This is a genomic window from Photorhabdus heterorhabditis (assembly GCF_018448905.1).
In the GTDB taxonomy this organism is placed as follows: domain Bacteria; phylum Pseudomonadota; class Gammaproteobacteria; order Enterobacterales; family Enterobacteriaceae; genus Photorhabdus; species Photorhabdus heterorhabditis.
This window is the reverse complement of sequence record NZ_RCWA01000009.1, coordinates 70,012-94,993: the sequence shown is the minus strand read 5'-3', so window position 1 is coordinate 94,993 and position 24,982 is coordinate 70,012. Positions and strand designations below refer to the sequence as shown.

Sequence of the window (24,982 nt, the reverse complement as noted above, 5' to 3'; positions counted from 1 at the left end):
CGACAAACAAAGTGTCCTGAATGACCTGATCTGCCCGTATTACAAAGACCAATATCCCAAACTTTGCAAGAACTTAAAGATGAGCTTGAAGAAAAACTAAAACATGTAAATCAAAGGATCATCAGCCGAAAAAATAAGGACGTTAAATTTAACAATTACCGTAAAGGCCGTACCGTTAACTGGACTCTGCCCTATAAGTTCGTCAAGTCGGTTGACCTGACGACATTATTTACAGATTAAAGTCATAAACAGTGGAAGGGCTTGAAAAGTAACTTTGAACCCTATCGGGGGGATGGGCAAAAATAGCGAAAATAAAAATAAACACTTTTTCCTCATTCAAAATTCACCTTTTTACTATGATTAACAAGTCACCTCTGATTTTTCATTCCAGTGACAATAATTAGTTTAAAAAACCAAACGAATATATATCAGCTTGCAACCACTCTTACGGGTACCATTTTTGGAGGCAAAAATATGTTCTCACGTCGTGATATCTTGAAAGCATCCGCAATTGGTGCAGCAGCTAGCATGGGTAGTATGATTAAATCCGCTGTTGCTGATGAACAACACAATACTGTCACTACGGGTAATAATATCCCCCCCGTTGGGGCCAAAAGTTCGTATAAATATAAATTTACAGACAGCAAAAAACGTATATTTGAATATGGGTGGGCACGGGAAGCCACAATAGAACAATTTCCGATATCTGAAGGGATTGCCGGTGTTGATATGATGCTCGAACCGGGTGGTGTGCGTGAACTCCATTGGCATGCTGTTGCCGCTGAATGGGCATATATGCTTGAAGGTCATGCACGTATTACCATTATCGATCCAGAGGGCAAAAGTGAAGTAGCCGATTTTGGCCCCGGTGATGTATGGTATTTTCCCAAAGGTCATGGTCATTCTATTCAAGCGCTTGAAGATGGCGCGCATTTCATTCTGACTTTTGACGACGGGCACTTCTCAGAATTTGGCACATTCAGCATCACTGATTGGATAACGCATACGCCGAAAGAAGCGCTAGAGAAAAGTGTTAACATGCCAGCATCCGTTTTTTCCAAACTTAAACAGGGTGAAGCTTACATCGTCGGTGGCGCCATACCGCCAAAACTTCCCCTACCTATAGACGACGGAGGATTGAACGATGCCCCACTCACCCACCGTTATGAACTCTTGAAAAACAAACCCTTCTTTGAGAACGATGCAGGAAGTATTTATCGGGCATCATCGAAGGAATTTCCCATTTCTACCACTATCACCGGTCTCATCGAGATCGTTAAACCGGGTGCAATACGTGAACTACATTGGCATCCGAATGCTAACGAATGGCAATATTACATTTCAGGCAAAGGACGTATGACCGTGTTTAGTTCCCACGGACACGCACAAACCTCGAAATTTGGGCCAACCGACGTCGGTTACGTGCCACAGGGATTTGGTCACTATATCGAAAATATGGGTAATGATGATCTCAAGGTGCTGGTTGTGCTAGATAACGGCATCTACCAGGATATCTCACTCTCTGATTGGTTCGCTAAAACTCCGTCTTATTTGTTGGCAGATAACTTCAGCAATCAAATCTCCGATTGGGCGGATCGTCCGAAGGATAAATTAGTTATATCGCGCCGTAGAACTTGAGATATTACACCGTGGTGTATTGCATGGCAGGACTTGGATTACCTTATTGATTTTATTGTAAAAAAATAAAAATCCTGCCTTGCCCAACCTCAACTAACATATGCTAAAAATGTCAGTCGAGGTTTAAAAAATCACAGATTAAACTAAGGTGAAACCTCACATGAAAAGTCAGCTTTAATCGCGGATTGAAGACTTGCTTTCATTTCGCTTATCCAGGTCTTACTTTGTTCATTCATGGTAAAAAGTACTGGAGAACTGTTTTCAACAAGCATTTGCATTTTGTTGTAAATTGGATATTTATTTCCTAATTCAACAAAAATTGATTTTCGAACAGGCATTAGATATTGCGGGTTTGATTTGGGTCCCGACAAAGCGCCCGGAACAGGGATCGAGCTTGAAACCATATAATCTTTTGATGCCATAACATTCGCTAGCTCTTTGACCTTTGAGATCTCCTCAGCACTCCTATTTTGCTTCGGATAAACTCCGACAATATCAGCGTAAAAGAGAGGGTTGCTTTCGGTATTATTCGATAATGGCATCACTTTGAAATCGATATTATCCAAGGCTGTACTACTCATAACTGTCATTGATTCAGTGAAACCTACAAACGCTCTACCATAACCTGCTTCAAACCATACACCATGTTGGTAACTAGCCGCCTTCTTAGTGGAATTATCATAACTAGACATTTCCATAATGGATCTTAAATTTGTAATTGCGTCAGCATTAAACTCCACTGGGCTGAATGGCAGATTCTTCGGCATCTGGTTATGGAGACTATAGACTGCCTGCAAGTACAAAGCATTTATTATTGAACTACTCATATCTATCATTAACCCCGTCTTCTTTGGTGGAATCTGGCCTGTATATTGGCAGGAATTTAAAGTTGTTTTTAGTTGGGTTAATGTCTGAGCGATACGCAATTCAATATCATTAGCGTGATAGAACAATATGTGAGTACATCCCAATTGAGGAATTCCCCAATATGATTCCGCATCTACAACTTTGACTCCATCCATTGCATAATCAAATAAATCCTCAAAATCATCAATATCCGATTTTTCGAGCGGTAACAACCAACCATTATTAGCGAGATAATTCATGTGAATTGCATCAAATACATAAACATCTAATTGATCTGATGGGTCTGTATTGTAACCGCCATCCCAAACTTCTTTAGCTGCAAAAATAAGGTTATCATCTGGATATCTTTGTTTCCAAACTTTAGTCAGTTCAGTCTGAAACTGCTCTACGCGAGGTACCCAAGGGTACAAACCGACATGAATATCTTGAGCAAATGCCGACCCAATTGCCAAGATCGAAGCAAACCAAGATACGATGAAATACTTAATTTGTCTGAACTTTAAAATATTCACGTCTATCTCCTTACAATTGAGATGATTATTCTTTTGAGTAATGTAATTTGGTTTTTATAAATTTCATCAAAAATGACCAACTTACCGATAGAACGACTAATGTCATTCCCAAAAAATGATAGCTACTGAATGGCTCTGATAGTATGAAAACTGCCATAAGAGCTGTTGCCGCCGGACCAAATGCTCCCATCACCGCAACCTGATTAGTCCCAATGCAGTTAATGGCTTCACTCAAGATAAAAGAAGGGGCAACAGTACAAGCTATTGCGATCGTCAAAGAAAGTAACAAGATTTGTAGGGTTAGAGTTATGTCTTTCCATTCCTCCTCGGCTAGAAAATGCATAAATACACATACGCTCGCTGCACCCATAGCAATGCTAGTAAACATAGCGCCTGGCATTTTGGCCATAAGGCGTTTACTAAAGACCATATAACAAGCAAAGGCCAACGAACCTCCTATGGCATACGCTGATCCAAACAATACACTGTAGGTATCTCCGAAGCTGAACTCATACGATAAGAGCAGGATAATGCCGCTATAGCTCAAGAAAAGCGTCAGCCACATATCTTTTTTGAACGTTTCCTTAAACAAAAACCAGTTTATAAAACAAACAAATATTGGATAAGTGAACGAAACCAAACCGGAAAGTTGTGCACTTATATAATTCAGACTTTTCAGATCGAAGAAGCTTGATAAGTAGTAACCAACGACCCCAACCAAACAACACCAGTGCCAGTTAGACTTAATGGAGTTCGCCTGTTTGGGAGTGAGTTTGGTATAAATTCTTATTCCAATAAAGACGTAAATGGGTAATACAAAGAACATCCTGAGCGCCATAACACTGATGCTATCAATGCCATTTTTGTACATTATTTTTACAAGAATACCTTTAAGCGAATATAGGCAGGTTGCCATCACCGCCAGCAATAAACCGAAGACATATCGGTTGGATCTCAGTCCACTTAAACTCACTAATGCCATCTTAAATTACCTTCGAAACTAGTCATGTGGAATCCCTCACTGATATTTTTGTAACAAGTAAGGAATTCCATGAGGCATCTAGAATTTAGTTGCTTTGAACATTACGAACGGTGGGGAATATCGTAGACTTTCAGTATCCTTTGAAGCATCGGCGTCACAATGCTCAAAAAGTTCAATAGTTTTGAATCCAGCCTCACTTAATATTTTGTAATATGTATCTTTATGCCAATTCGTATCTAAAATATTAAAAATACTTCCATCTGGCAGATCTAAATACACTGACTTGCTGTCTCCATCACTGTATTTCTTATTTGGATCACCGCTCATAAAAGAACTGAACTTAATCCCAGTGGAATCTGGATTGGTATCCAATACGTAAAAAATGCCGCCAGGTTTTAATGTCCTATAAACTTCCCTGGCAATTTTTAAAAGATCAGACTTTTTACTGTTATTGATGAACACGTAACAACATATAGCTGCATCGAAAGTATTATCATTGAAGTTAAGGACCCCCTCTCTGATTTGATGATAAGAACTATTGCCCCGATTGATGTTGCTGGAAGCTTTATCCACCATGGTTTGTGAGATATCGACTCCCGTTACCATCTTTATGTCTCTGGCAATTAGCCGACGTGACACTTTCCCACTACCACAACCGTAATCAAGAACCGATATATTTTGCCCCAGGCTCTCCTTAAGGTTTTCAATCAATGGTGTGTACCCAAGTCTCTCCTCCAAATAATCATCATATTGATCGAATAATCTTGATACATCTTCATTCATCCAGTTAGTGCTCATTTGTCATCTCATATTATTAGATTAGTATAGTAATAACCCAAAAGGCTAAATTTTACCTATTTCAGCCTGTTCAATAAAAAAGATTTGTGAAATGGATGGATATTTTCAATCAGCATATCAGGCACGCTCTCTCCACTTCGGAGATAAGTGTTCACTTTAAAGAGACGGAGAATTTCTATCCAGTACTCGTCTAGTGGAAGCTGATTTATATCGTTCAAAGACAATTCAGAGCGCCGAATTTTCTTCTCGTACTCCAAAACCTTAGATACCACTGAAAAATCTGATTTAGGCATTACAGGCGGTGAACATATTGGCTCAAATGTTTCAAATGGACGATCTAATATACCTTGGACTTTCTCTTGATTAGGCTGGTATATGTGAATCGAACCCACGTTATGGGTATATTGACCCACTTCACACCCAAGCATTGATGCTATGAACTCTTGAATGAAAGTGAATGAGAAAATATCGCCTAACATACCCACATATGCATCGTTAGCCCGCATGTATGCAACCAAGTGCAGTTTTCCTTCACGCAAGAGTAATTGCAGCCCTAAAGTGCATGAAACGTCTATATTAGTTTTATAAATATCTTCATCCGCACTGAATATCTGAAGGAATACTCTCTTACTATCAGCGTCGTCATTCTTGATAATGTCGATAGCTCTGGCAATTTGGTTCAGATCGTCAGATCCGAAATGCAATAATTTCTTGCCATAGCCAGTACCCGGCAAAGTTACCCCATCTGCTGAGTACTTGGTCATAGACGGGGCGTACCAGGATATAAAATCAAGATCATTCTTTCCTGAGAGATACCATAAGGCTTCGGCATAGTTGAAAATGACATTTTGCTTTCTGACGGGATGAAAACAATATCTCGATAACGGGTTCGTCAATTTACAACTAAAACCAAGAACCTCACGTTCGGAATGCCCCCGCGGTCTATTTTCAAATTCATAGTTATTATTAACCAGATCAAGTGTCGAGATATACAATTGATCAAATGTATCAAAGCGATTCATGAACACCCTCGAATTCTTCGATTAACATCTCTATTTGGGCGATATCAACACCGGCTTCCTTGCTGTAACGCAACGTTTTAACTGAAGTGATTTCACCCAGCCCTTGGACTAAAAAAGCGTATTCTTCGTTCTTTTCAAGCAAAAGCACCACTGGCTTTTTCATAGCGGATGCCCACCCCATTTCAATATGCGTACCAGGCGAAGCAGGGACTCCAGGGAAAGCTACAAAATAGTCACACTGACTAATTTCTTCGTAATCAATAAGTGTGCATTGAGAAGGCGTCATAAACTCACGCCCCCATTTTTCACGCTTATGAGCACAGTGCACAGACCATTCTCTCTCTTCAAAGTATTTGATGATGCTTTGGAATTGATCGATATTTTTGTGTGACATTACATGACTTTCAGGATCGACTAATGCTTTAAACGGTCCAGCAAGAAACATCTTTTTCATATATAAAGACCTTATTCAAACGTTAATGAGTTCGTGCTCTGATAATGGCGTCAGCTTCCCGAGCCACTGTTGCAACATGCTCAATTAATGTTTCTGATTGGTTATAAATATCGTTGAAACTCATCCAACGGCATTCCAGTGCATCGTCTCCAGCCACAGGAACTCCCGATAGATAACTACAGAGAAGTGGTACTAAAATGAAGTGATGGTGGACACCTTCACTATCAAATTCATTTACCTCTACTACAGTAAGCGTTGTTTCTACTGTAGCGACTAATTGCGTTTCTTCTTTAAGCTCTCGTAAAACACCATCGTGTAGGCTTTCACCAGGCAGTACTGATCCGCCAGGAAAACCCCAACCAAACCGCTGAGGCTGCTTATTCCTCCTAACCAATAAGATTTTATCGTTATGATATACAATGGCTAACGTAGCAACTTTAGGCTCAGATAGCGCTTTGGGGCCTTTATTTGCTCTCATAATCAAACTCACCTCTATACCCGCTATCTTTCAAGTTGCCTCTTTGTTGGCTGCACTCACCCGGTCACATAGTTCTCTATGACATAGTTATCTATGCTCCCGGGGATTCGCTCCCTTGCCGTCGCGATCCATCTTGAAATCCATTGGGTATATGACTGATATTATTAAATTTAAGATTTCATCCTTACCTAACTTCAAGGCTTGCCATAGCCATGAGTGCGACTTCTCCATCCCAATAATTGCGAAGATTTCTCGCTGCATTCCACGCACGTAAGCCAGTCCTACACGCTAAAACAACCCTCTGCCCTGACTCTGGAATGAAGTTGCCATCACAGAACGCATCAACCGACATCCTTAACGCATCAGAGTGAACCGGGTTAGGCGCTTCATTTTCACCTCGAAGATCGATTATCAAATCCTTAGAAGTGAGTGATGACGTTGATATGAAATGGAATGTGACTGATTTTGGCTCTTCCGCATTATCAAAGCGAAAACTTGAAAATGAATACGTATCCAAATCAGCGGTTACCATTTGCCCTAAAGGTGATGGAGATAAATGCAGTAAAGTCCCAAGTGTCATTTGCGCCTGCAAAACACCTATCATTGCGACTACAGGGCCTAAGACGCCCATCGTGGCACAAGTAGCCGTATTATTTGGAATTTCAGGGAAAACAGCTCTAAAAGAAGGAGCGGATGAGCAAAATCCTCCTACATAACCTTTAAGACCAAGTACGGATGCAGAGATAAGCGGCTTTCCTAGCAACGAACAAACATCTGACAACATGTAGCTAACTGCGTAGCTATCAGCGCAGTCTAAAACGACATCGGCATTACTCACCAATAAACGGGAATTATCTGGATGCAGTGTCGTGGCATATGTAAGCACTTCGACCTCAGGGTTAAGTTTCTCTAGAACTATCTTTGCAGCATCAACTTTCGCCAGACCGACCAAACTCTCGTTGTAGATAGGTTGTCGATGCAAGTTAGTCATTTCCACAACATCTGGATCAACTACAACCAAGGTGCCAACCCCAGCCCCGCACAAATATTGAAGTGCGGGTGAACCAAGACCACCAGCCCCAACAACCAAGACCTTAGCGTTAGAAATCTTTGTTTGCCCGCATTTCCCTACTTGCTGTAGCACTTGCTGCCTATCATAGCGATTCAATACGTTGCCCTCTTGTTATCGCGAGCCACTCTTTCACTCGACGGATCAGCATGTTGGATAAAATGGCTCTCGTTTCATGCTAAATAAGCCTTACCGAATACCGGCGTAGAAGGTTCAGCCATATCTCTCTTTTCAATTGGTTTAGCCAAATAACAACGTTGGCCAGCATCAATTGCATTAGCAAACGCCTGAGCCATCATTATTGGGTCACCTGCACGCGCCACCGCAGTATTTAACAAGATCATGTCATAGCCCAATTCCATTGCCGCCGCCGCATGAGAAGGCAAGCCTATTCCTGCGTCAATGACCAAAGGAATATCGGGGAAATGAGCGCGGAGAGTTCTTAAACCGTAGATGTTATTTAATCCTCGGCCAGAACCGATCGGAGCACCCCAAGGCATAAGGATTTCACAACCTACTTGTAGCAACTTCTCTGCTACTGAGAGATCTTCAGTGCAATATGGAAAGACTTTAAAGCCATCCTCGCATAAAATCTTTGCTGCCTCTGCAAGGCCATAAACATCAGGCTGCAAAGTGTCTGCATTAGCAATAACTTCTAACTTGATCCAATCCGTGCCAAAAATCTCTCTTGCCATATGCGCAGTAGTTACCGCCTCTTTTACGGTATGGCAACCCGCAGTGTTAGGGAGCACCTGGACATTCAATCCTTTAATTAATGACCAGAAACTTTGCCCAGCCTGATTTTTCCCTGACTCTCTACGAAGAGATACCGTGACAATCTCTACTTTGGAGGCTTTAACGGCTTCTGACAAAATTGCGGGTGATGGATATTGAGACGTTCCAAGCATCATACGGCTGTGCAGTTCTGTATCGTATACTTTTAGCACATTAACCTCCCTGCATTGGCACCAAAACTTCAATCTTGTCTGCACTTTTTATTTCAAATTCATCCCGCTTTTGCACACTCACAAAATCACCATTTACGGCGGTTACCAGAACCCTATTTACATAGCCAAGCTCTTCAAGAATTGACCCTAACCTAGAACCTGAAACAGAGACTTCCAGACCATTAACGAGAATATTCATCGATTGACTCCGGTATATTAGATCCTTCAAAAACAGCTTTTGCCGCCATTTGTGCCATTGAAGGAGACAATAAAAATCCATGACGATAGAGACCATTCACACAAAGAATCTCGCCTTTCCAATAAACACGAGGGAGGTTGTCTGGGAATGTCGGTCTTGCATCAACACCTATTTCTACAATCTCAGCTTCATTAAAACTTGGATGAAGGGCGAGTGTTGACCCAAGTAGTTCGAATATGGATCGCGCAGAAATTCGTTCACGTTCCTCATTCTCAATCATGGTGGCACCAACCATGTAGTCACCATTACCACGCGGAACCAAATACAAAGGTATTCTTGGATGCAATAATCGAATGGATCTGTTGATCTTTATGTCATTACTGTGAATCAAAAGCATTTCACCTTTAACCCCGCGTAATGTTTTTGATATGTCGCGAGCTTCCAACCCCCTACAATCGACAACTAAATCGGTCCCTCTCACCTCACTTACGTTGGCTTCGTTGTTGAACACAAATTCGACGCCCAATCTCTCCAATTTTTCAGATAACTGAGTGATTGCTTTACGAGGGTTTAAGAAAGCCTCGTCTTTAAAAAAGAGTCCCTTATGAAAGCGATCGGCAAGGTCTGGCTCAAGTTCTGCAATTTGGTCTGAATCAACATTTTCATAATTTTCAGTTTTATTAGCAAAAGTCTTCAATTCAGAAATATCACGTCCTAAAGCAAGTACAAGGGTGCCTAACGAAGTAAGTGTATCGGTATGATTCGCCCACCAATCGATAGCACGTTGCCCTAAGTTAACGACAGAAGGCTCTGCACTTTCACCTTCACACCATGGCGCCAGCATTCCACCTGCCCACCAAGAGCACGCCTTAGCACCTATCTTAGATCCTCGCTCAAGAATTCGAACATTTCCCCCTCTTGCAACGAACTCTGCCGCACAAGTAAGCCCCGCAACACCAGCCCCTATGATTGTAATGTGCATAGCCACTCACTCCACTTACTAAAAGTGATGAACTGAGCCATGACCGGAACCTATTCTTAACGTATTAGATTCTAAGATGGCCTGATGTAAATAATCTTCTCAGTTACCGCCTCAACTCAATCTATTCGCCATAAGTGCGGTGATCACCGCCGAAAGAATACACCTCGTACCATGCGTATTCTTGGTATCGATTCTTACTGCAAAGAGATTTATCGTTGGCTGTTCAGGTGAAATAAACCATCGTAATATCCTTAAAGTTCCAATTTCGATCAAGAAGCACCTCTTTAATTCTAATTTTGTAGGGCTTCTGGAAAAAAACATAACTAAATTAAACAAATAGGATTAATAGTATCTAAAACAATAATTTTGCGGTTATCAACACCCATATCATATTTAGCAATGTTGCTTTTTCTTTAAATTCATCCCGATCCTCTGGAACTCGAGTATAAAAAATTAAATATCAAAATGACACAAATACAACCATGTGTACATAGGCATTATCTATATATTGAGTTAAGTCACAGTATTCCTTTTTATCACAGGAAGTTTTTTGTATATATAGTTAATTAACTTGAAGATGTAAGATTCAAGTTAATTGGGTATATCCCCTTCATCTTTCAAGCTGCTGCTTTGTTGGCTGCGTTCACTTACCCCAGTCACAGAGTTATCTATGCTCCTGGGGATGCGTTCTCTTGCCGCCGCACTGCAACTTAAAATCTATTGGGTATATTATCCCTCTTAAAAATAGTTTTTAAGAAAAACAATAATTGTTCATTCGCATAATAAGTGCAAATAACAATTCAATTTTTCCGATCTACGAATATTCCCTTTATCCCTACGAGTTCTCTTTAATGAATAATCTCTTACCAGAGAAATCGATTAATATTGCGTATTTATTAAAGAAATTATTCCCGATTAATCCATCAGTATTTAACTGATTAAATTCCCCATCAACCAATACCGAATTCAACTTGATTCCCTTCGCGCCCATTTCGTCAAGTTGAAACGTCGATGCAACGCACCCTTCATTATCCATCTCTTGAACCACAGCCTGGCAAGAAATGTTAGCTGGAGGAGACTTTAACCTTTCTTTCCAAAAAATCGAAACCGATGCGCCAGTATCCAATACCATGTTGTAGCTCTTAAAGTTTTGTGAAACTTTGACCACAATGCCTTCTTTAGTCAGTCTTAACGGTAATTTTATCCAACCCTCATCCACATTGACCCCCAATGCTTGTAAATGATCAGAAACTGATAATTTCCGGCTTTTATAATCAATAAGAACAACCTTTTCCTTGAATAAATCAAGGCCAATTACCATCGAAGACGGAAGATGATTATCTCCCATTAATGTCATCCCCCATGGTGTTAACGAAACTCCTGTCACATCCTTAAACACCATGCCATTTATCGAAAGCTGTGGAATATTAAATTTGTCATTTAAAAAAATCTTACCCGTAAGGTCAGTAGAACGCGCTTTTTCAGGTTCGATAACTAAGCCGGAAATTTTCGACATCAGGTTTTTAGATAAATGGAGACCTATAGTTGAACCCGTATCGATCATAAGATTTTGAGTTTTCCCATCAATTTCAAGATTTGCTATCGGTAGAGAAAATTCATCAAATTGAAAATTTATATGCATGACTTTTTCAGAAGCCACGGAGTCTGTGACAAACAATGACATCATGGAAGAAAAAGCAACAAATGCAGTCACCTTGATATGTTTACTTAGAGAAAAATGCATGGGGGTTCTCCACTTCTGCGTTCATACTGAGATCAAAAACCCTATCCGCCATTGCGATCATTGTCGGACGGTGGGCTACAAATACCCTGGTAATCTTTAGCTCTCGGATTGAGTCATTAATTTTTGCCTCATTATCGATATCCAGATCACTCGTTGCTTCATCAAGAAATAATATCTTTGGACGTTTGTACAATGCCCTGGCAAGAGAAATACGCTGCCGTTGTCCGCCTGACAGCGCGCTGCCCATGTCACCAACCATGGTTTCATATTTCATCGGCATCTCTTCTATTTCAGTGTGAATTGAAGCAAGACGAGCACACTCATATACCCATTCATGATCAGGTTTAACGTCGAATGAACTAATGTTATCCAAGAGCGATCCTGCAAATAATCTGTCCTCTTGTAAGACACAAGCAATATGGCTACGGTAGGCCCCAAGCCCTAATCTCCGCACATCAACTCCGTCCAAATAAATAAAGCCACTTTCTGGCGATACTAATCCACCGATTGTTTTAAGAAGTGTCGATTTACCACAACCTGACGGCCCGACTATAGCGATACTTTCACCAGCCTTGATAGACAGAAAAACATTCTCAAATATAGCGGGTTCGCCATCACCATAACGATAACTCAGACTTTTAATTTCAATGCTTCCTGAAATTGTTTCGGAACACGATAGAACAGCCTCCCCTTCATGATGTTCAGGTTCGGCTAAAGCCACTTCTGATAGTCGTTCGCTATGCATATCGATCAAGCGAAGTTTAATAATCGAGTCAACCACTCGTATGGTTCGATTTACGTACATATCAGAGTAAATTAAGAAAGCAAACAGCATACCTGTGGTTAAAGCACCGCCATCAATCAATTTAGCCCCTAACCACAATATGGATACGGAAGTAAGACCAATTAAAAGCTGTGCCGCTGTCTGCGTCACCAAGTCAATTTTAAAGAGGTATATTTTTGCATTGGCTTCATCAATAACAAGATTGAGCCAGTCAGATCGTCTGCGATCTGCTAAGTCAAAAATTTTAACGCAAGTGATGCCGCGAACTGTTTCAAGGAAATGTGACTGCTGCTGAGATTCATGAGCTATCGCCTCGAGATTAGCAGAACGATAAGCTCGAAAAAGAAAGAATTTTAGTGATGCGTATAAAATGGATATCGAAATTACCACTACAGCAAGGTAGCCATTATAAACCCACATTAAAAAGAAGAGCCCAATCACCACGACAATATCTAAGAGTGAAGCTATCATATCCGCAGTGAAGGCATCTTGTACTGCCGACAAAGAGTTAAATCGCGAGGTGACGTCACCGATATGACGTTTTTCGAAGTATGAAGTAGGTAATCGGATCATATGACTAAAAAGTCCAGAGCTCCATTGAATACCCAAGGTATACTTAATCGACATAACAGACCATGAACGCACAATACTAAGCAAGGCTCTGAATATTAATAAGCCAATAATTCCGCACACAATCACAGAGACAAGATCAATATCGCTAGACCTCAAAGCCATATCTATAGTGAATTGAGCTGCCATCGGCACGGCCATAGCAAGAAGTTCAATACAAAATGATAAAGCTAATACTTGAACTAAAGCCCGAGATAATCCAGAGACGTTTTTAAACATATCCAGCAATCGAATTGTTTTCTTTTCAGTACGTTTCTGAAAGTCCTTATTTGGCCAAAGCTCAAGTGCGACACCCGTAAATTTTTTAGATAACTCATCGACAGAAATTCTTCTCTCGCCTTTTGCCGGATCATGAATAATGACCCCACGGCGTGAAAATTTCTTCAATACAACAAAGTGATTAAAGGACCAATGCAAAATACAAGGCGTTTTTACCTGACTTAAAGAATCAAGATCAGCGCGAATTGGACGAGAAGCTAATGAGAGACGATCAGCTAATACGATAATATCGCGCAGGTTCATACCTTTTAAAGACACCTGATAGTATTTGCGGAGCGCTTGCAGATCCATGTTAAGTCCATAATAACCTGCAATCATAGCGACACAAGCGAGTCCACATTCCGTAGCTTCTGTTTGCATCACAACAGGAAGACGGTGCCTGAATGCTTCAAAGTAGCCTTTCATTGTGACATTCATACATCATCTCCAGGTTTACCTTGAGTCGCGACATGAATTCTTTTTAGAGGTAATAAAATCCATTCGTAGATTGGCCTTTTTCTGATAAAAATATCTGTTTCGACCCCCATTCCGGGCCGTAAAGGATGCATATTTCCAGCTAAGAGTACACCGTCGCTTTTGGGGCGGATATGAACTTGAAAATACCGTTTCTGTTGCTGATTATTCTCATCCCTTATTCCTAAACTCCCTTCAACTGAAGTCGTGGAAATTGCAGTAACAATACCATCATGCTGCCCAAACCACTGGTATGGATAGGCATCAAACCGTAATTTTACAGATTGGCCTTCTCGCAACTCTCCAATAACTTCAGAGGTGGAAAAGATTTCTACTTTGGGGCGGCCCGAAGTAGGTACAACACTCGCTAATTCTTGGGACGAGCGAATTCTTTTGCCAACTAATCCAGTAATTCCCGTTAACTTACCGTCAATTGGAGACGTTATATAGAGTTCCCTTCGTTCTTCCGTAGAGACTAAGTCTTGATCTAGCCGCGCAATATCTCGACGTAACGTTTCACGTGAGGTTTCAAGTCCAATGTGGATTGTTGCCAACCTCGCCATGATATCGATAGATTCACCTTGCAACTTAACCTTTTCTCGTTTGTAAGCCGCCAGTTGAACAGAAGCAGTATAATAATCAGAGCGGCGTTCTATATGATCTATTTCAAGTGCTATTCCTTTCCCAACTAATTTATTGAAAAGCTGAGCTTTGTCAAATAGCCATGCGACTTGTTCAGTTGATTTTGTGATCAAGTTGTCTAATTCTAGAATCTCCGCTTCCTTATTCTTAAGACGCTGGGTAAGAAAATCACTTTCCTTATCAGACGCCTCTGATTTCAGCATGATCTCTCGTTCAATTGCCGTCTTCTGTGACTTTAAGGCAGAAGTAATTTCATGACTTGTACGCCCATATTCGGTTTGAGTTTCCATGTTAACGATAAAAATAACATCTCCAGCACGAACTTCTTTCCCTTCAACAGCAAAACTACGAACAATGGTTCCATTACCCGCTGCTTCTATTCTCGCAACCGCAGGCTCGTAAATAATTTCCCCTATTAAACGAACCTTCTGTGTGTAAGTCCCCATTATCATGAACACAACAAGGCTGACAACAATAACAAGCGCTATTATTGTCCAAACTGAAGCGCCTACAGGCATAATAACTTGTGGATTTCCTAACCAATGATGAGTTCTGTGTTCTATTGCTTCGGATCTGAAAATAGAGTTTTTATTTGGCAATCTAAGGCATACCTCACATTGAAGTAAAATATTCAGCAAAAGTCTTTTATTGAATTACCGACCAATCGCTTTCATAATTCGATCTTCCTCTATACCCATATTGAGAAGATGAGCAGAAACACGACCAAGCAGGCTTCTCATAGAATAACAATATACTGACTTGCGTTTAAATCGCTCTTCATTCGAGAAACGATTAACTATACGTCCACCAGCACAAACTTTTGCCCAAATACAGTCTTCACATTCTGTTGGCAGAGATTCCCCTATAGACGAATATTCCTGAAACTGTGGGCTATTTAATACTTCAGATAGGCTGATTTCAGAAATGTGACCAATAATGTCGAAAATACGGTCAGATGTTGATCTCAAGGTATCATCGACACGGACAGAACCATCTGAACCAATAGTAAACGCATATATCCCGGCTACGCTTGGGTTATGCCCCAAAAATCCCGCATTTTCCGCGCCAAGAAGACTGGCAATATGGGTATTGAAAAGACGTACAAAAATCTTAGGGTTATTGTCATTCACCCATTCGTCTAATGCCTCGTTGAGGAAACGTCCAACGCCAACCGGATCAACCTGGGCATCAGTGTAACAGTCGTCTGGGACTAGAAAATCAAAGCCATAAACGCCTAGGTTATCAACAAAGTGTCGATATATTTCAGCACCACTTGCTTTAGCATTCGCGACACACAAAATACCCGGATCTGACGGAAGCCGGCCTTCTTGATAAGCTTCTTGAAGTTTACGGAGACCTCGCACAGTACCTTCGTAAGTACTACGCCCTTTTCTATCTAAACGATGACGATCGTTAATATGCTTCGGTCCATCAATAGAGACACTCACACTGACAGAATATTTTTCGAATAAAGATATCCATTCATCATCAATAAGGATGCCATTAGTCTGTAATGCAAATCTGATATTAGCACCATAGTAATTACCTGAGGCTAGTCGCTCACACATACTGGCAAACTGCTGCTTTTTCATCATGAGAGGTTCTCCTCCATGAAAATCAATTTGCAGAGTATCAATATCATATTCTTGACTTCCCCGCTGAAAAAAATCCACCAGGTAATCAATATTCGCATGAGAGATCCTAGCGGGACTATCATTAGCCGCCGAATTTCCTCTATTGAATACGTAGCAATAGTCACAATTGATATTACATCGCTCGCTTATCTTTAATATTACTTCAAGATGTTGAATTTTTTTCTTAACTAATGAATTAACCATCACTCGAAGCTCCATTTTTTACTTTGTTAGACTCTATGCCAGTAATACGAAAATGGCAGGTTAAGTTCCAACTACAAACGTTGCTCAGATCGAAAGAATCAAATGGGGGCAATTAAGCCCCCTGACTTTAATCTACTGAATTTAAAAGCGTTTTGTCCATCTTGCATAAGCATTCACCCAACCGCCAGAGATTTGGTCGAGCAAATCTTCTGTTAGAGGTTGAGGTTGATTATTTTTAACTTTAGTACCTTTAATTTCAGTTTTAGTTTCTGCGATTTCTTTTTTCAAGCTAGACATAATGACTCCTCCAATGATTTTTTAGATATCAACAGATGATATCCATCGATATTAATTTAAATAAACTTATGAATATTTAAATTATTTTTCTACTTTTTAACGTAAATCCCCATGTAAATGAGGTGTCGAATTTTCCGACATAAGAATTATTGTTCAATTTGACGGAATGGCTAATAAAACTTTTAATTGTTGAGATCAAACTCGCAAAAATAACCTTACATTCATAATATTGATAAAAATAACAAATCCACTCTATAAAACAGAGAAAATAATGGGTCTGCACCACATACAGGAATTTATTAAACAACGAACCGTTTCATCTTGGTTTAATAATAAAGCCTTATACTTCACAATAAGTATTTTTAACTTATTTAAATAATATTTTCTTGCTATTATTATTTCAAAATAGCCTATATTTATCCTTCGCAATTAAATTATTAAATTGGATATTGTTTTTAAACAAAACATAACAACCAAATAGATCCGATTAAACTCATATAATCAAAAATGGTGGTCTTCTGAACGGTCTGCAAAGTTCCATTTTTTTATGATAGTGTCCCGCATTTCTACCTATTTTTTCCTACCTACGGTTAATTATTTTTTAACTGATGGTGATTATTTGCATACCAGGAAATATAATCATTACTCGATATCGGTGTCTCAATGCCAATCTTATCCACGCCAAAACTGGCAATATAATCATTTATTCTGTCTGCATGCTGACGTATATATTCAATGCGTCTCTCGTCTATTTTTTTAGCTTCCTGTAAATTGATCACTTCACTTCTCAGGAGATTGCTCATGGTACGATGAATACAGTCGAGAAGATAACCTTCGATGATCATATAAAAATCATCATTATTATTATCGTAGTATGCATCAATAGTTGTCGTCACCACGGATAAAATGGCATATGTTTGGCTTAGTTCTAGAAAATCTCCACTATGCTTATTAAGCATGTCGAGATTTATTTTTTTATTGTTACTCACTATTAGGCTATTCAGTTTTTCATATAAAAAATTCATATAATCATGCAAAATAGGAAATAAATCATGCTGGAAAGATGTTTTTTCATGTATTTTTTTCATCTTATTGAGAATAATCGTCCCTCCAGCCTTTAGTGATAATACCAAGTTATCACCTTCCGAAGTAATCGCGCCAAAATTAGATATTAAATAACTGGATATCTTGTTGACAGTAAATAATCCATGTGCACCACAACGTTCACGACAATTAATTAATATTTCTTGTGTGCGCCATGTACACAGTGACTTAGCAATCGAGATTTCAATAAGTAGTTCATCTGGAAATTTAAAGTTTTTAACTGACTCTGACAATATAACTGAGACTTTTTTTGTTAACTCTCTTAAGTATAACGCGTAAGTGATCGTACTCAAAGTATCCCAGGCAATACCCTCTTTGAAATGAGAATAATTAATTATTGGCATAGCACCTGAGTAGCCAAATGTTTGTCGTTTATTTCCATATGCGTTGGTTATATGCAGCGCTGATTTGGCCGCCGTAATTGAGCTCATTGCCATGCATAACTTCCCTGAATGTACTCTATTTGTAATTAACGAGAATCTTTCTCTTAATTTTTTAGCCTGCAATGATATTTTTCCATCTCTGGTTAGGGTTATCATATTGCCAGCGAGGAGTCCTTCAAAAGGAATTTCGACATTATCAAATGAAGTGATTGCGTTATCTAAATAAAATCCTGGTTTATCGCCAAGTGGAGTAATTTTAACGCCCGGCGTTAATTTGCCATTTACCGACAAGGGGAGAATAAATGGTAAAATACCATATTTCTTTCCTGATACATTTAGCTGAGCTAAAATTACAGCTATTTTGGGTAGTTCACAAGGTGTAGTATTAGGCATAAATTTATATGCATTTTGGCTTGGTGAATTCAACATGAATACACCTTTTTCCGGGAGATAATTAGCTTGTGTTTCGATAGAAATGAGATCATTACCGTGAGCCAGCTCAGTTGCAAGATATACGCCAATGGCACGACCTGAACAAAGTTTTTGGTAAAGATCTTCAACATAGGGAGTTTGCAATCCTAAGTTCGCAATAGTGCCGATGGCTAAATTAAAATGAATTGACAGCATAGAAACTACAGCACAATCATGCGGGGCTACAAGTTCATGAAGGGCAACTAATTCATTAAATGATTTCGTATGAATATTATTATTTCGAATATATTTAAGCAGTTCTATAAACTTTTTTACTGACGACTGATAACTACCACAAGTGCTTTTAAGTAGTTCTAAAAGGTTATCAGACACTTCTGTATTTCCTATGCCTAAATAAGACGTTAATTTTGATTTTGAATCGGACAATGATCTATTCATATCGATGAAACCTTTATCAGAATAACAATTTTAATAGTGTAATGTAATACACCCGAAACATATACCTCTGTTTTAATAAATTTACTAATAGAAGTAACCTGTTGAAAAAATTTCTTATAGCTCAGTGGAGAAAGCCATATTAAAATATTTTTATCAAGTAAATAGTTCGTTGTCGTTATTCCCTCCGAATAGGAGATTAATCATTTCATCATCATCAAAATTATCTGGATATGAATAGTTTGCCTTAGTATTTGATGATTATAGTACCAGATGGTGGTAATCAGTTTACTAAATAAATAACTGATAAATTAGTCGAGGAGGAGAATGGCTCTGCAATAGAATATTTAATTTAACGATGAAAATATTTACTTTTCAGTAGAATTTTTCTAAACAATATTGATATTGTTTTTTATAGATAAAAATCACCACATTGCTTTTATTAATCACTTAGTTTTAATGAAAAAAATCCCTAGCATTATTTATCAGAATAGACACCTATTATATTAATATGAAGTTGATGCAAAGATTATTTTAATAATCTACACTTCAAACACGTCAGATTTTCTTTATATTATTAACCAGGAGTAAATTATGAAAAAAATGATATCTATGCTATTTATTTTAATTGGTATGATCAGCACCTCCGCATTCTCAGCTGAACCAAATAGTGGTGTTGTTAAAGTTGCAGAAATTAGAACTGATTGGGACAATCCTGCACACTATTTTTATACATTTAGCGGAGTTTTAGCCAGTAACTGTGGAAAACCGAGTTATATTTGGTCAGGTTCAAGTTCTGAAAACATCAATAAGATATTAAGCCAAGCTTACGCACAAGATTTAAGTATTAAAGTTGGTATAGACAACATAAGTTGTAATATAACGACGGTTTATGTTATTAAACAACGGTAATTAATTTTCACATTATTATTAATGGGATTAAAAGATAGATAAGCATTGACTCCCTAACCCTATAATAAAACCCTCTATTGTAATAATAGAGGGTTTTTAATTGACACAAATCATAATAATTATATCATTATTGCTCTCTTATTTTCTATACAAAGATAATTTTCATGAAAAACACACATTGGCTTTAATAAATAAAAATTCAGGTATTATTTATCAGGCAAATCACTTTTTATATTAACAAAAAATTAATGAAAATATTACCTTCATCATCTACACTCCAAACCTACCAAAGTACTTTTATTATTAACCAGGAGTAGATTGTGAAAAAATTTATATCTATGTTGTTTATTCTTATTGGCATGATTAGTACACCTGCATTCTCAGCAAATGTTAATAGCGGGGTTGTCAGTGTTCACGAGATTAAGGCTGACTGGAAAACTGAAACAAATAACTCTGAACTTTATCTTTATACATTTAAAGGAAACTTAGCCAGTAACTGTGGAAAACCAGGTTATCAGTGGTCAAAATCAAGCGATAAAAACATTAATAAACTATTGTATTCAGCTTATATACAGAGATTAGAAATTAGAGTGGGAATAGAAAACACAAACTGTACTATAACTACTGTTATGATAGTTTTAAATTAAAAAATTATATTCAGTTAGATATAAGCATCTGCGATCAAATCCTCTACTACATCGTAGAGGATTTTTTAAATTAACTCAAACAACATTTTCTTTGTAAAATTATCTCAGTGTAACATCTATTTATTCACAATATATTTCAGTGGCAAAACTTGGTGCATTCTCGATAGTGTCGTGAACTGGGCAGGTTTTATTAATAAAATCGACAAAGGCATGAATTTCTTCTTCACTATTATCAGCTTTAATATAAAATTTTGTCACTATTTTAGAGAAACCTAATTTCGCTTGTTTATTTCTACCAGTGAAACCATCCGTATCAAGTTCACCTTCCAGATCAACATGAATATCAATTAAATTAATTTTATGCAGTTTAGCAAAAGCTTTTGCTACGATGCATTTACAGGCCCCCAAAGAACAGAGTAAAGCTTCAACGGGATTCATCCCCTGATCAGTACCCCCTAAATTACGCGGCTCATCTAAATAAAAGGAGAAATCTCTTGATGTACACTCAACTTTCAATCCAGCTACAGATTTTACTTTGGCAGTATATAATTCTTTCGGCATAATCTCACTCCTTATATACCTGTTATCTTTCAAGTTGCCTCTTTGTTGGCTGCACTCTCTCACCCCGGTCACATAGTTATCTATGCTCCCGGGGATTCGCTCCCTTGCCGTCGCGATGCATCTTGAAATCTATTGGATATATACCTGTTATCTTTCAAAATATTAGTTTCTACCGGGTCAAACAGAGACAGTTATTATAACTTTTAATTTTTCTCCATTTTGTTTTTAAAGTGCTTATCTTTCAACTATTCTTTCCCAACGTGTTCCTCTATGGCTTGGCTGATATTTCCATTTTAATAAATGAGCAATTAATACTGCCATGCGGCTAGCCAACTCACGTTGTTCACTCTTGCCCACGTCTTCGATCTCCTCTGATTATATCAATCTCAGACAATTTACCGGCACGTAATAATGCTGCCTGCTCATTTGCCCAAGCGACCACATCAGTTTCGTAACGAGTGTGAGTCATCATTGCCTCCGCTAGTAGGTCTGTTATGCAGATGGTTTGTATCGTAGCCTGTCAGAAAATGCGCTTTAGGTCAAAAATGAACTTATCTTCAGGACCAGGTGCTCACCCTACTTCGGGCAACATTCCGCTCACTATTCCGATCTGGATTGCGATTACTGCAATACCGCAGGCAAATACCAGCAATAGTGCCGGTTTACCGCCAAATACTCGATAGCGGCGTTCATTTTGCTGACGGGATTTATATGCCAAGAGACTAGGCAATAATAATGCCAAAATTGACAACGCGACTGCGGCATACCCTAACGCCATCACAAAGCCTTTTGGGTAAAACAGCGCGAAAATCAAAGGTGGAGCGAAAGTTAACAAACCCGTCTGCATACGCCCGCTTACATTATCTTTGCGTTTAAATAGATCACCCAAAAAATCAAACAATCCAAGTGCGACACCGAGGAATGAAGTTGCGAGCGCCAGGTTGGCAAACATTTGTACAGCCAGTTCAGTTTTCGGTGAAGCAACAACTTCACGAATGCTGTGTAATAAACCATTCAACCCTGCATTTTCAGCTAAGATATCAACGAATGTCGTGGAATTAATACTACCGAGAGTCGCCAATTGCCAGAAAATATAAGCAAGCAACGGAATTGCGCTGCCGATAATAAATACCCAACGCAACCGACGTATATCTCCATTCATATATTTCACAATACTGGGAACACTGCCGTGAAAACCAAACGATGTGAATATCACAGGAATGGAAGATAATATTAATCCTTGCTCTAATGGCATGGTCAGTAGGTTAATATTCTGAACATGCGGCATCATCATCCCCAACATTAATATCAGGAAAATAATTTTTGCACTAAAGACAACCCGATTAACCATATCTACTGAACTGGTGCCAATGCAAACAATGCCTCCGGCAATTACCGTAAATAGGGCAACACCGACGGAAGCTGGAAAAGATGAATTAAACCATTTATTAAGGCTGGTCGTCAGTAATTCCCCTGCCCCACTGATATATGCCGCAGTCAGTGCATACATCAAAAACATCATACTGCAACCCGCCAATATTTTACCGCCATAGCCAAGATAACGCTGAGCAAGTGTTCCTAGCCCCGTATCCGGCGACTCAAATTGATAAGCTTCAACCAGCAATAATGCGGTGTAACTCATCACAATCCACAACCCCACCAGCATGATCAAACTGACACCAAATCCCACACCAGCGGTTGCTAATGGCATGGCCAGCATTCCCGCGCCAATGGTCGTCCCTGCTACAATAAAAGTGCTGCCAACAGTACGATTCTTCACGTTTTTTTCCCTTCAAATAAACAGCAAGTGTTTAATAATAGAAAATCAGACAATTTTCTTTTTTTCTTCTTCATCAACAATCTGAGTAAGTTTATTAATAAAAATCTCCTGGAGCCTTTCCCAATATTCATCAAAATCATCAGTACTACGTAGGCAATGGGTCATCACTGCTGCACGCAATACATACACGCTGTGAACTTTATCCCACTCTTCCCGGCTAAAACCGCAACTTTCAACATAATGCCAGGGAGTATCGCCATATTCGCTATAGCCAAGCGACGTGGAAGAAGTCAGAAAATCATTAGTATAAGTACGACCTGTGGCATATGAACAAAGCTCATACATCCTCTTGTTAAGACAGTTGTGATGCCCCAAATCGCCATTATCCCGCTCTTTAAACGTAAAATTGACCATATGGAAATCAGGATGTGGCATAACATGAATTTCAAAATAACGTTTGCCAACAATAAGGGGTTCTGTAGTTAGAAGTTTTTTAATCATCCAATTTGCTGTCACAATGCCGGCAGCAATCACTTTTCCGTATCCACTGATATTAAGTGGAACTAATCGGTGTGAAGCCCAAATTGCAGCGGCAATAGCCCCGGCTTTAGAACCCTCCATAATAGAAGAACCAAGTACCACATGCCGATTAGCCGGTTGATCCAGTTGATCATTAATATCTTCAAAAACATAAGCAGCACGGTAGGAAATCAAGTCAACAATACGTTTATCTTTCATGCATACAGCACCAGCCGCATACTGAATAAATCCAACTTTATGGGGGTCTACAGTAATCGAATCAGCCTGGCACATTGCCTTGAAACTTTGATAAATTTCAGGTTTAGGCCAAATTACACCGTCAGGAATAATTTCCAATTCGCGATAACGGCGGATAAGTTCATCATATTCCATAAACTCACCCTGTTCATTAAGGAACATTGCACTGGCATAACCGGCATAAGCAGCATCAATATGCACATAAAACGAAACGCCATAACGTTCCTCACATTCTTGACGCAATGCAATCACTTCATCAACTCTATCGATAGCTCCGACTTCCGTCGTTCCAACGACTGTCACCATTGCCAAAATCGGTTCGCCCTGCTCTATCAGGTTGAACGTAATTTCACGCATTTTTTCAACATCAGTACGATAATATTCATCTACCGGCAATGGCACGATATGCTCTTGACCAATCCCAAAAACATCCATTGCTTTCATCCATGAATAATGTTTCGACTGCGGAACTAAGACTTTGCCAAATATTCCCTGCTTTATCCCGACACCTCGGCAAGAAAGCTCACGAACTTCTTCGAAAATGCCACGCCTTTTTAATTCATCAGTCAGATCCAAAATATCTGATGACGACATATTTAACAGTTGTTGTTGCGATTTATTCTCAACTAAATCACGGGATTGCGGATGTTGTGCAATGGCAATCGGCATGGTTTTTAAATTACGAGCAACCCATAACCCTTCATAATTGGCGACAGTTCCACCTGATGTAATATGCCCCCAAGCCCGGCGAGTGTCATAACCAAACACCCGGCACAGATCCAATCCTGCTTCAATTTCCAGCTCGGTTGTTGTTGGGGATGACTCGTGAGCACAATTGTTTGGGTTGTACATCATCGCCATAACATACGCGAGACTGGAAACCATCAAGGTATCAGCATTCATATGCCCCATATAACGGGGGGAAAACCAGGGAACAGAAGTGTTTTTCAATTTGGCAGATAGTTGGTTCAGAATACCCTCGGTTCGATAAAGGGTTTCTCTGTAATCAGGAGCATAACGATCAACTGAGGTTACTAAGGCTGGATCTTCTGGATGAAAATCAGAACGCCAGTGCATATGCTCACTTACAGCGTATTCCATCATTTCTCTAAAAAAGACTGCATTTTCTGATTTAGGGCCTAAAAACAACGCATCAATATTTAAGTGCGAAGTAAACTGCTTAGTCATAATCACATACCCTTTTCCAACTGACAAAAACGACTGCCAGCAACAGAGAGATTCCGATCTTCTTTACTTATTAATGAAATCACTATCATTCTCTGACAAGCAGGCAGAAACTTTTATGTCACCTGACTTGCTAATGGCTGTTCATACC

Annotated in this window: 22 protein-coding genes and 1 pseudogene; 3 read left to right on the top strand and 20 right to left on the bottom strand. The window is 39.2% G+C overall.

Annotation, left to right across the window (positions count from 1 at the left end; all coding sequences use genetic code 11):
- Positions 1–474: 474 nt before the first annotated feature.
- Positions 475–1,638, top strand: a complete 1,164-nt coding sequence (locus EAE89_RS08135; protein WP_214085664.1) for a cupin domain-containing protein — start codon at positions 475–477, stop codon at positions 1,636–1,638.
- A gap of 143 nt (positions 1,639–1,781) precedes the next feature.
- On the opposite strand, the gene bcmE is transcribed toward EAE89_RS08135, so the two are convergent.
- The 16 genes from bcmE to EAE89_RS08050 form a co-directional block, all read right to left on the bottom strand.
- Entirely contained in the window at positions 1,782–3,017 is a 1,236-nt protein-coding gene (gene bcmE, locus EAE89_RS08130) for a thiamine pyridinylase (RefSeq protein WP_188093338.1), read from the bottom strand.
- Between the two features lie 25 nt (positions 3,018–3,042).
- Entirely contained in the window at positions 3,043–3,999 is a 957-nt protein-coding gene (locus EAE89_RS08125; protein ID WP_054481261.1) for a DMT family transporter, read from the bottom strand.
- 78 nt (positions 4,000–4,077) lie between these two features.
- Positions 4,078–4,797 carry a class I SAM-dependent methyltransferase gene (locus EAE89_RS08120; protein ID WP_054481262.1) on the bottom strand — a complete coding sequence of 240 codons (720 nt, stop codon included), beginning with the start codon at positions 4,795–4,797 and terminating at the stop codon, positions 4,078–4,080.
- Between the two features lie 56 nt (positions 4,798–4,853).
- Positions 4,854–5,819: a thymidylate synthase gene (locus EAE89_RS08115; RefSeq protein ID WP_054481264.1), complete on the bottom strand. Its 966-nt coding sequence runs from the start codon at positions 5,817–5,819 to the stop codon at positions 4,854–4,856.
- Positions 5,806–6,273, bottom strand: a complete 468-nt coding sequence (locus EAE89_RS08110; protein WP_054481266.1) for a nucleoside 2-deoxyribosyltransferase — start codon at positions 6,271–6,273, stop codon at positions 5,806–5,808. Before EAE89_RS08110 ends, EAE89_RS08115 begins: the two co-directional genes overlap by 14 nt.
- Positions 6,274–6,295: 22 nt before the next feature.
- Positions 6,296–6,751: an NUDIX hydrolase gene (locus EAE89_RS08105; protein WP_214085663.1), complete on the bottom strand. Its 456-nt coding sequence runs from the start codon at positions 6,749–6,751 to the stop codon at positions 6,296–6,298.
- A gap of 184 nt (positions 6,752–6,935) precedes the next feature.
- On the bottom strand, positions 6,936–7,919 hold the full coding sequence (locus tag EAE89_RS08100) for a HesA/MoeB/ThiF family protein (protein ID WP_214085662.1): 984 nt from the start codon (positions 7,917–7,919) through the stop codon (positions 6,936–6,938).
- Between the two features lie 74 nt (positions 7,920–7,993).
- Positions 7,994–8,767, bottom strand: a complete 774-nt coding sequence (locus EAE89_RS08095; protein WP_083451962.1) for a thiazole synthase — start codon at positions 8,765–8,767, stop codon at positions 7,994–7,996.
- Between the two features lies 1 nt (position 8,768).
- Entirely contained in the window at positions 8,769–8,966 is a 198-nt protein-coding gene (gene thiS, locus EAE89_RS08090) for a sulfur carrier protein ThiS (RefSeq protein ID WP_054481272.1), read from the bottom strand.
- Entirely contained in the window at positions 8,950–9,948 is a 999-nt protein-coding gene (locus tag EAE89_RS08085; RefSeq protein ID WP_054481274.1) for an FAD-dependent oxidoreductase, read from the bottom strand. The genes thiS and EAE89_RS08085 overlap by 17 nt, the downstream gene beginning before the upstream one ends.
- A gap of 835 nt (positions 9,949–10,783) precedes the next feature.
- The gene (locus EAE89_RS08075; RefSeq protein WP_244866285.1) at positions 10,784–11,692 is read right to left on the bottom strand and encodes an aspartyl protease family protein; all 909 of its coding nucleotides are present in this window, start codon (positions 11,690–11,692) and stop codon (positions 10,784–10,786) included.
- Positions 11,673–13,802 carry a peptidase domain-containing ABC transporter gene (locus tag EAE89_RS08070; protein WP_214085661.1) on the bottom strand — a complete coding sequence of 710 codons (2,130 nt, stop codon included), beginning with the start codon at positions 13,800–13,802 and terminating at the stop codon, positions 11,673–11,675. Before EAE89_RS08070 ends, EAE89_RS08075 begins: the two co-directional genes overlap by 20 nt.
- Entirely contained in the window at positions 13,799–15,079 is a 1,281-nt protein-coding gene (locus EAE89_RS08065; RefSeq protein ID WP_214085660.1) for an HlyD family secretion protein, read from the bottom strand. Before EAE89_RS08065 ends, EAE89_RS08070 begins: the two co-directional genes overlap by 4 nt.
- Positions 15,080–15,133: 54 nt before the next feature.
- The gene (xyeB, locus tag EAE89_RS08060; RefSeq protein ID WP_214085659.1) at positions 15,134–16,318 is read right to left on the bottom strand and encodes a cyclophane-forming radical SAM/SPASM peptide maturase XyeB; all 1,185 of its coding nucleotides are present in this window, start codon (positions 16,316–16,318) and stop codon (positions 15,134–15,136) included.
- 141 nt (positions 16,319–16,459) lie between these two features.
- Positions 16,460–16,615, bottom strand: a complete 156-nt coding sequence (xyeA, locus tag EAE89_RS08055; RefSeq protein WP_214085658.1) for a XyeA family cyclophane-containing RiPP triceptide — start codon at positions 16,613–16,615, stop codon at positions 16,460–16,462.
- A 590-nt stretch (positions 16,616–17,205) separates the two neighbouring features.
- Entirely contained in the window at positions 17,206–18,972 is a 1,767-nt protein-coding gene (locus tag EAE89_RS08050; RefSeq protein ID WP_214085657.1) for an acyl-CoA dehydrogenase family protein, read from the bottom strand.
- 591 nt (positions 18,973–19,563) lie between these two features.
- Between EAE89_RS08050 and EAE89_RS08045 the strand changes: the two genes are divergently transcribed.
- Together EAE89_RS08045 and EAE89_RS08040 are read left to right on the top strand one after the other, a co-directional pair.
- Positions 19,564–19,881: a hypothetical protein gene (locus tag EAE89_RS08045; protein ID WP_054476439.1), complete on the top strand. Its 318-nt coding sequence runs from the start codon at positions 19,564–19,566 to the stop codon at positions 19,879–19,881.
- Between the two features lie 320 nt (positions 19,882–20,201).
- Positions 20,202–20,528 carry a hypothetical protein gene (locus tag EAE89_RS08040; RefSeq protein WP_054476440.1) on the top strand — a complete coding sequence of 109 codons (327 nt, stop codon included), beginning with the start codon at positions 20,202–20,204 and terminating at the stop codon, positions 20,526–20,528.
- Between the two features lie 120 nt (positions 20,529–20,648).
- Here EAE89_RS08040 and EAE89_RS08035 read toward each other — a convergent pair whose 3' ends face one another.
- The 4 genes and pseudogenes from EAE89_RS08035 to EAE89_RS08020 form a co-directional block, all read right to left on the bottom strand.
- On the bottom strand, positions 20,649–21,089 hold the full coding sequence (locus tag EAE89_RS08035) for an OsmC family protein (protein ID WP_054476442.1): 441 nt from the start codon (positions 21,087–21,089) through the stop codon (positions 20,649–20,651).
- A gap of 240 nt (positions 21,090–21,329) precedes the next feature.
- Positions 21,330–21,558: pseudogene (locus tag EAE89_RS08030) on the bottom strand (DUF29 domain-containing protein); the annotation flags it as partial.
- 102 nt (positions 21,559–21,660) lie between these two features.
- Positions 21,661–22,869 carry a tyrosine transporter TyrP gene (tyrP, locus tag EAE89_RS08025; RefSeq protein ID WP_214085656.1) on the bottom strand — a complete coding sequence of 403 codons (1,209 nt, stop codon included), beginning with the start codon at positions 22,867–22,869 and terminating at the stop codon, positions 21,661–21,663.
- 45 nt (positions 22,870–22,914) lie between these two features.
- Positions 22,915–24,834 carry a pyridoxal phosphate-dependent decarboxylase family protein gene (locus tag EAE89_RS08020; RefSeq protein WP_214085655.1) on the bottom strand — a complete coding sequence of 640 codons (1,920 nt, stop codon included), beginning with the start codon at positions 24,832–24,834 and terminating at the stop codon, positions 22,915–22,917.
- Positions 24,835–24,982: the final 148 nt, after the last annotated feature.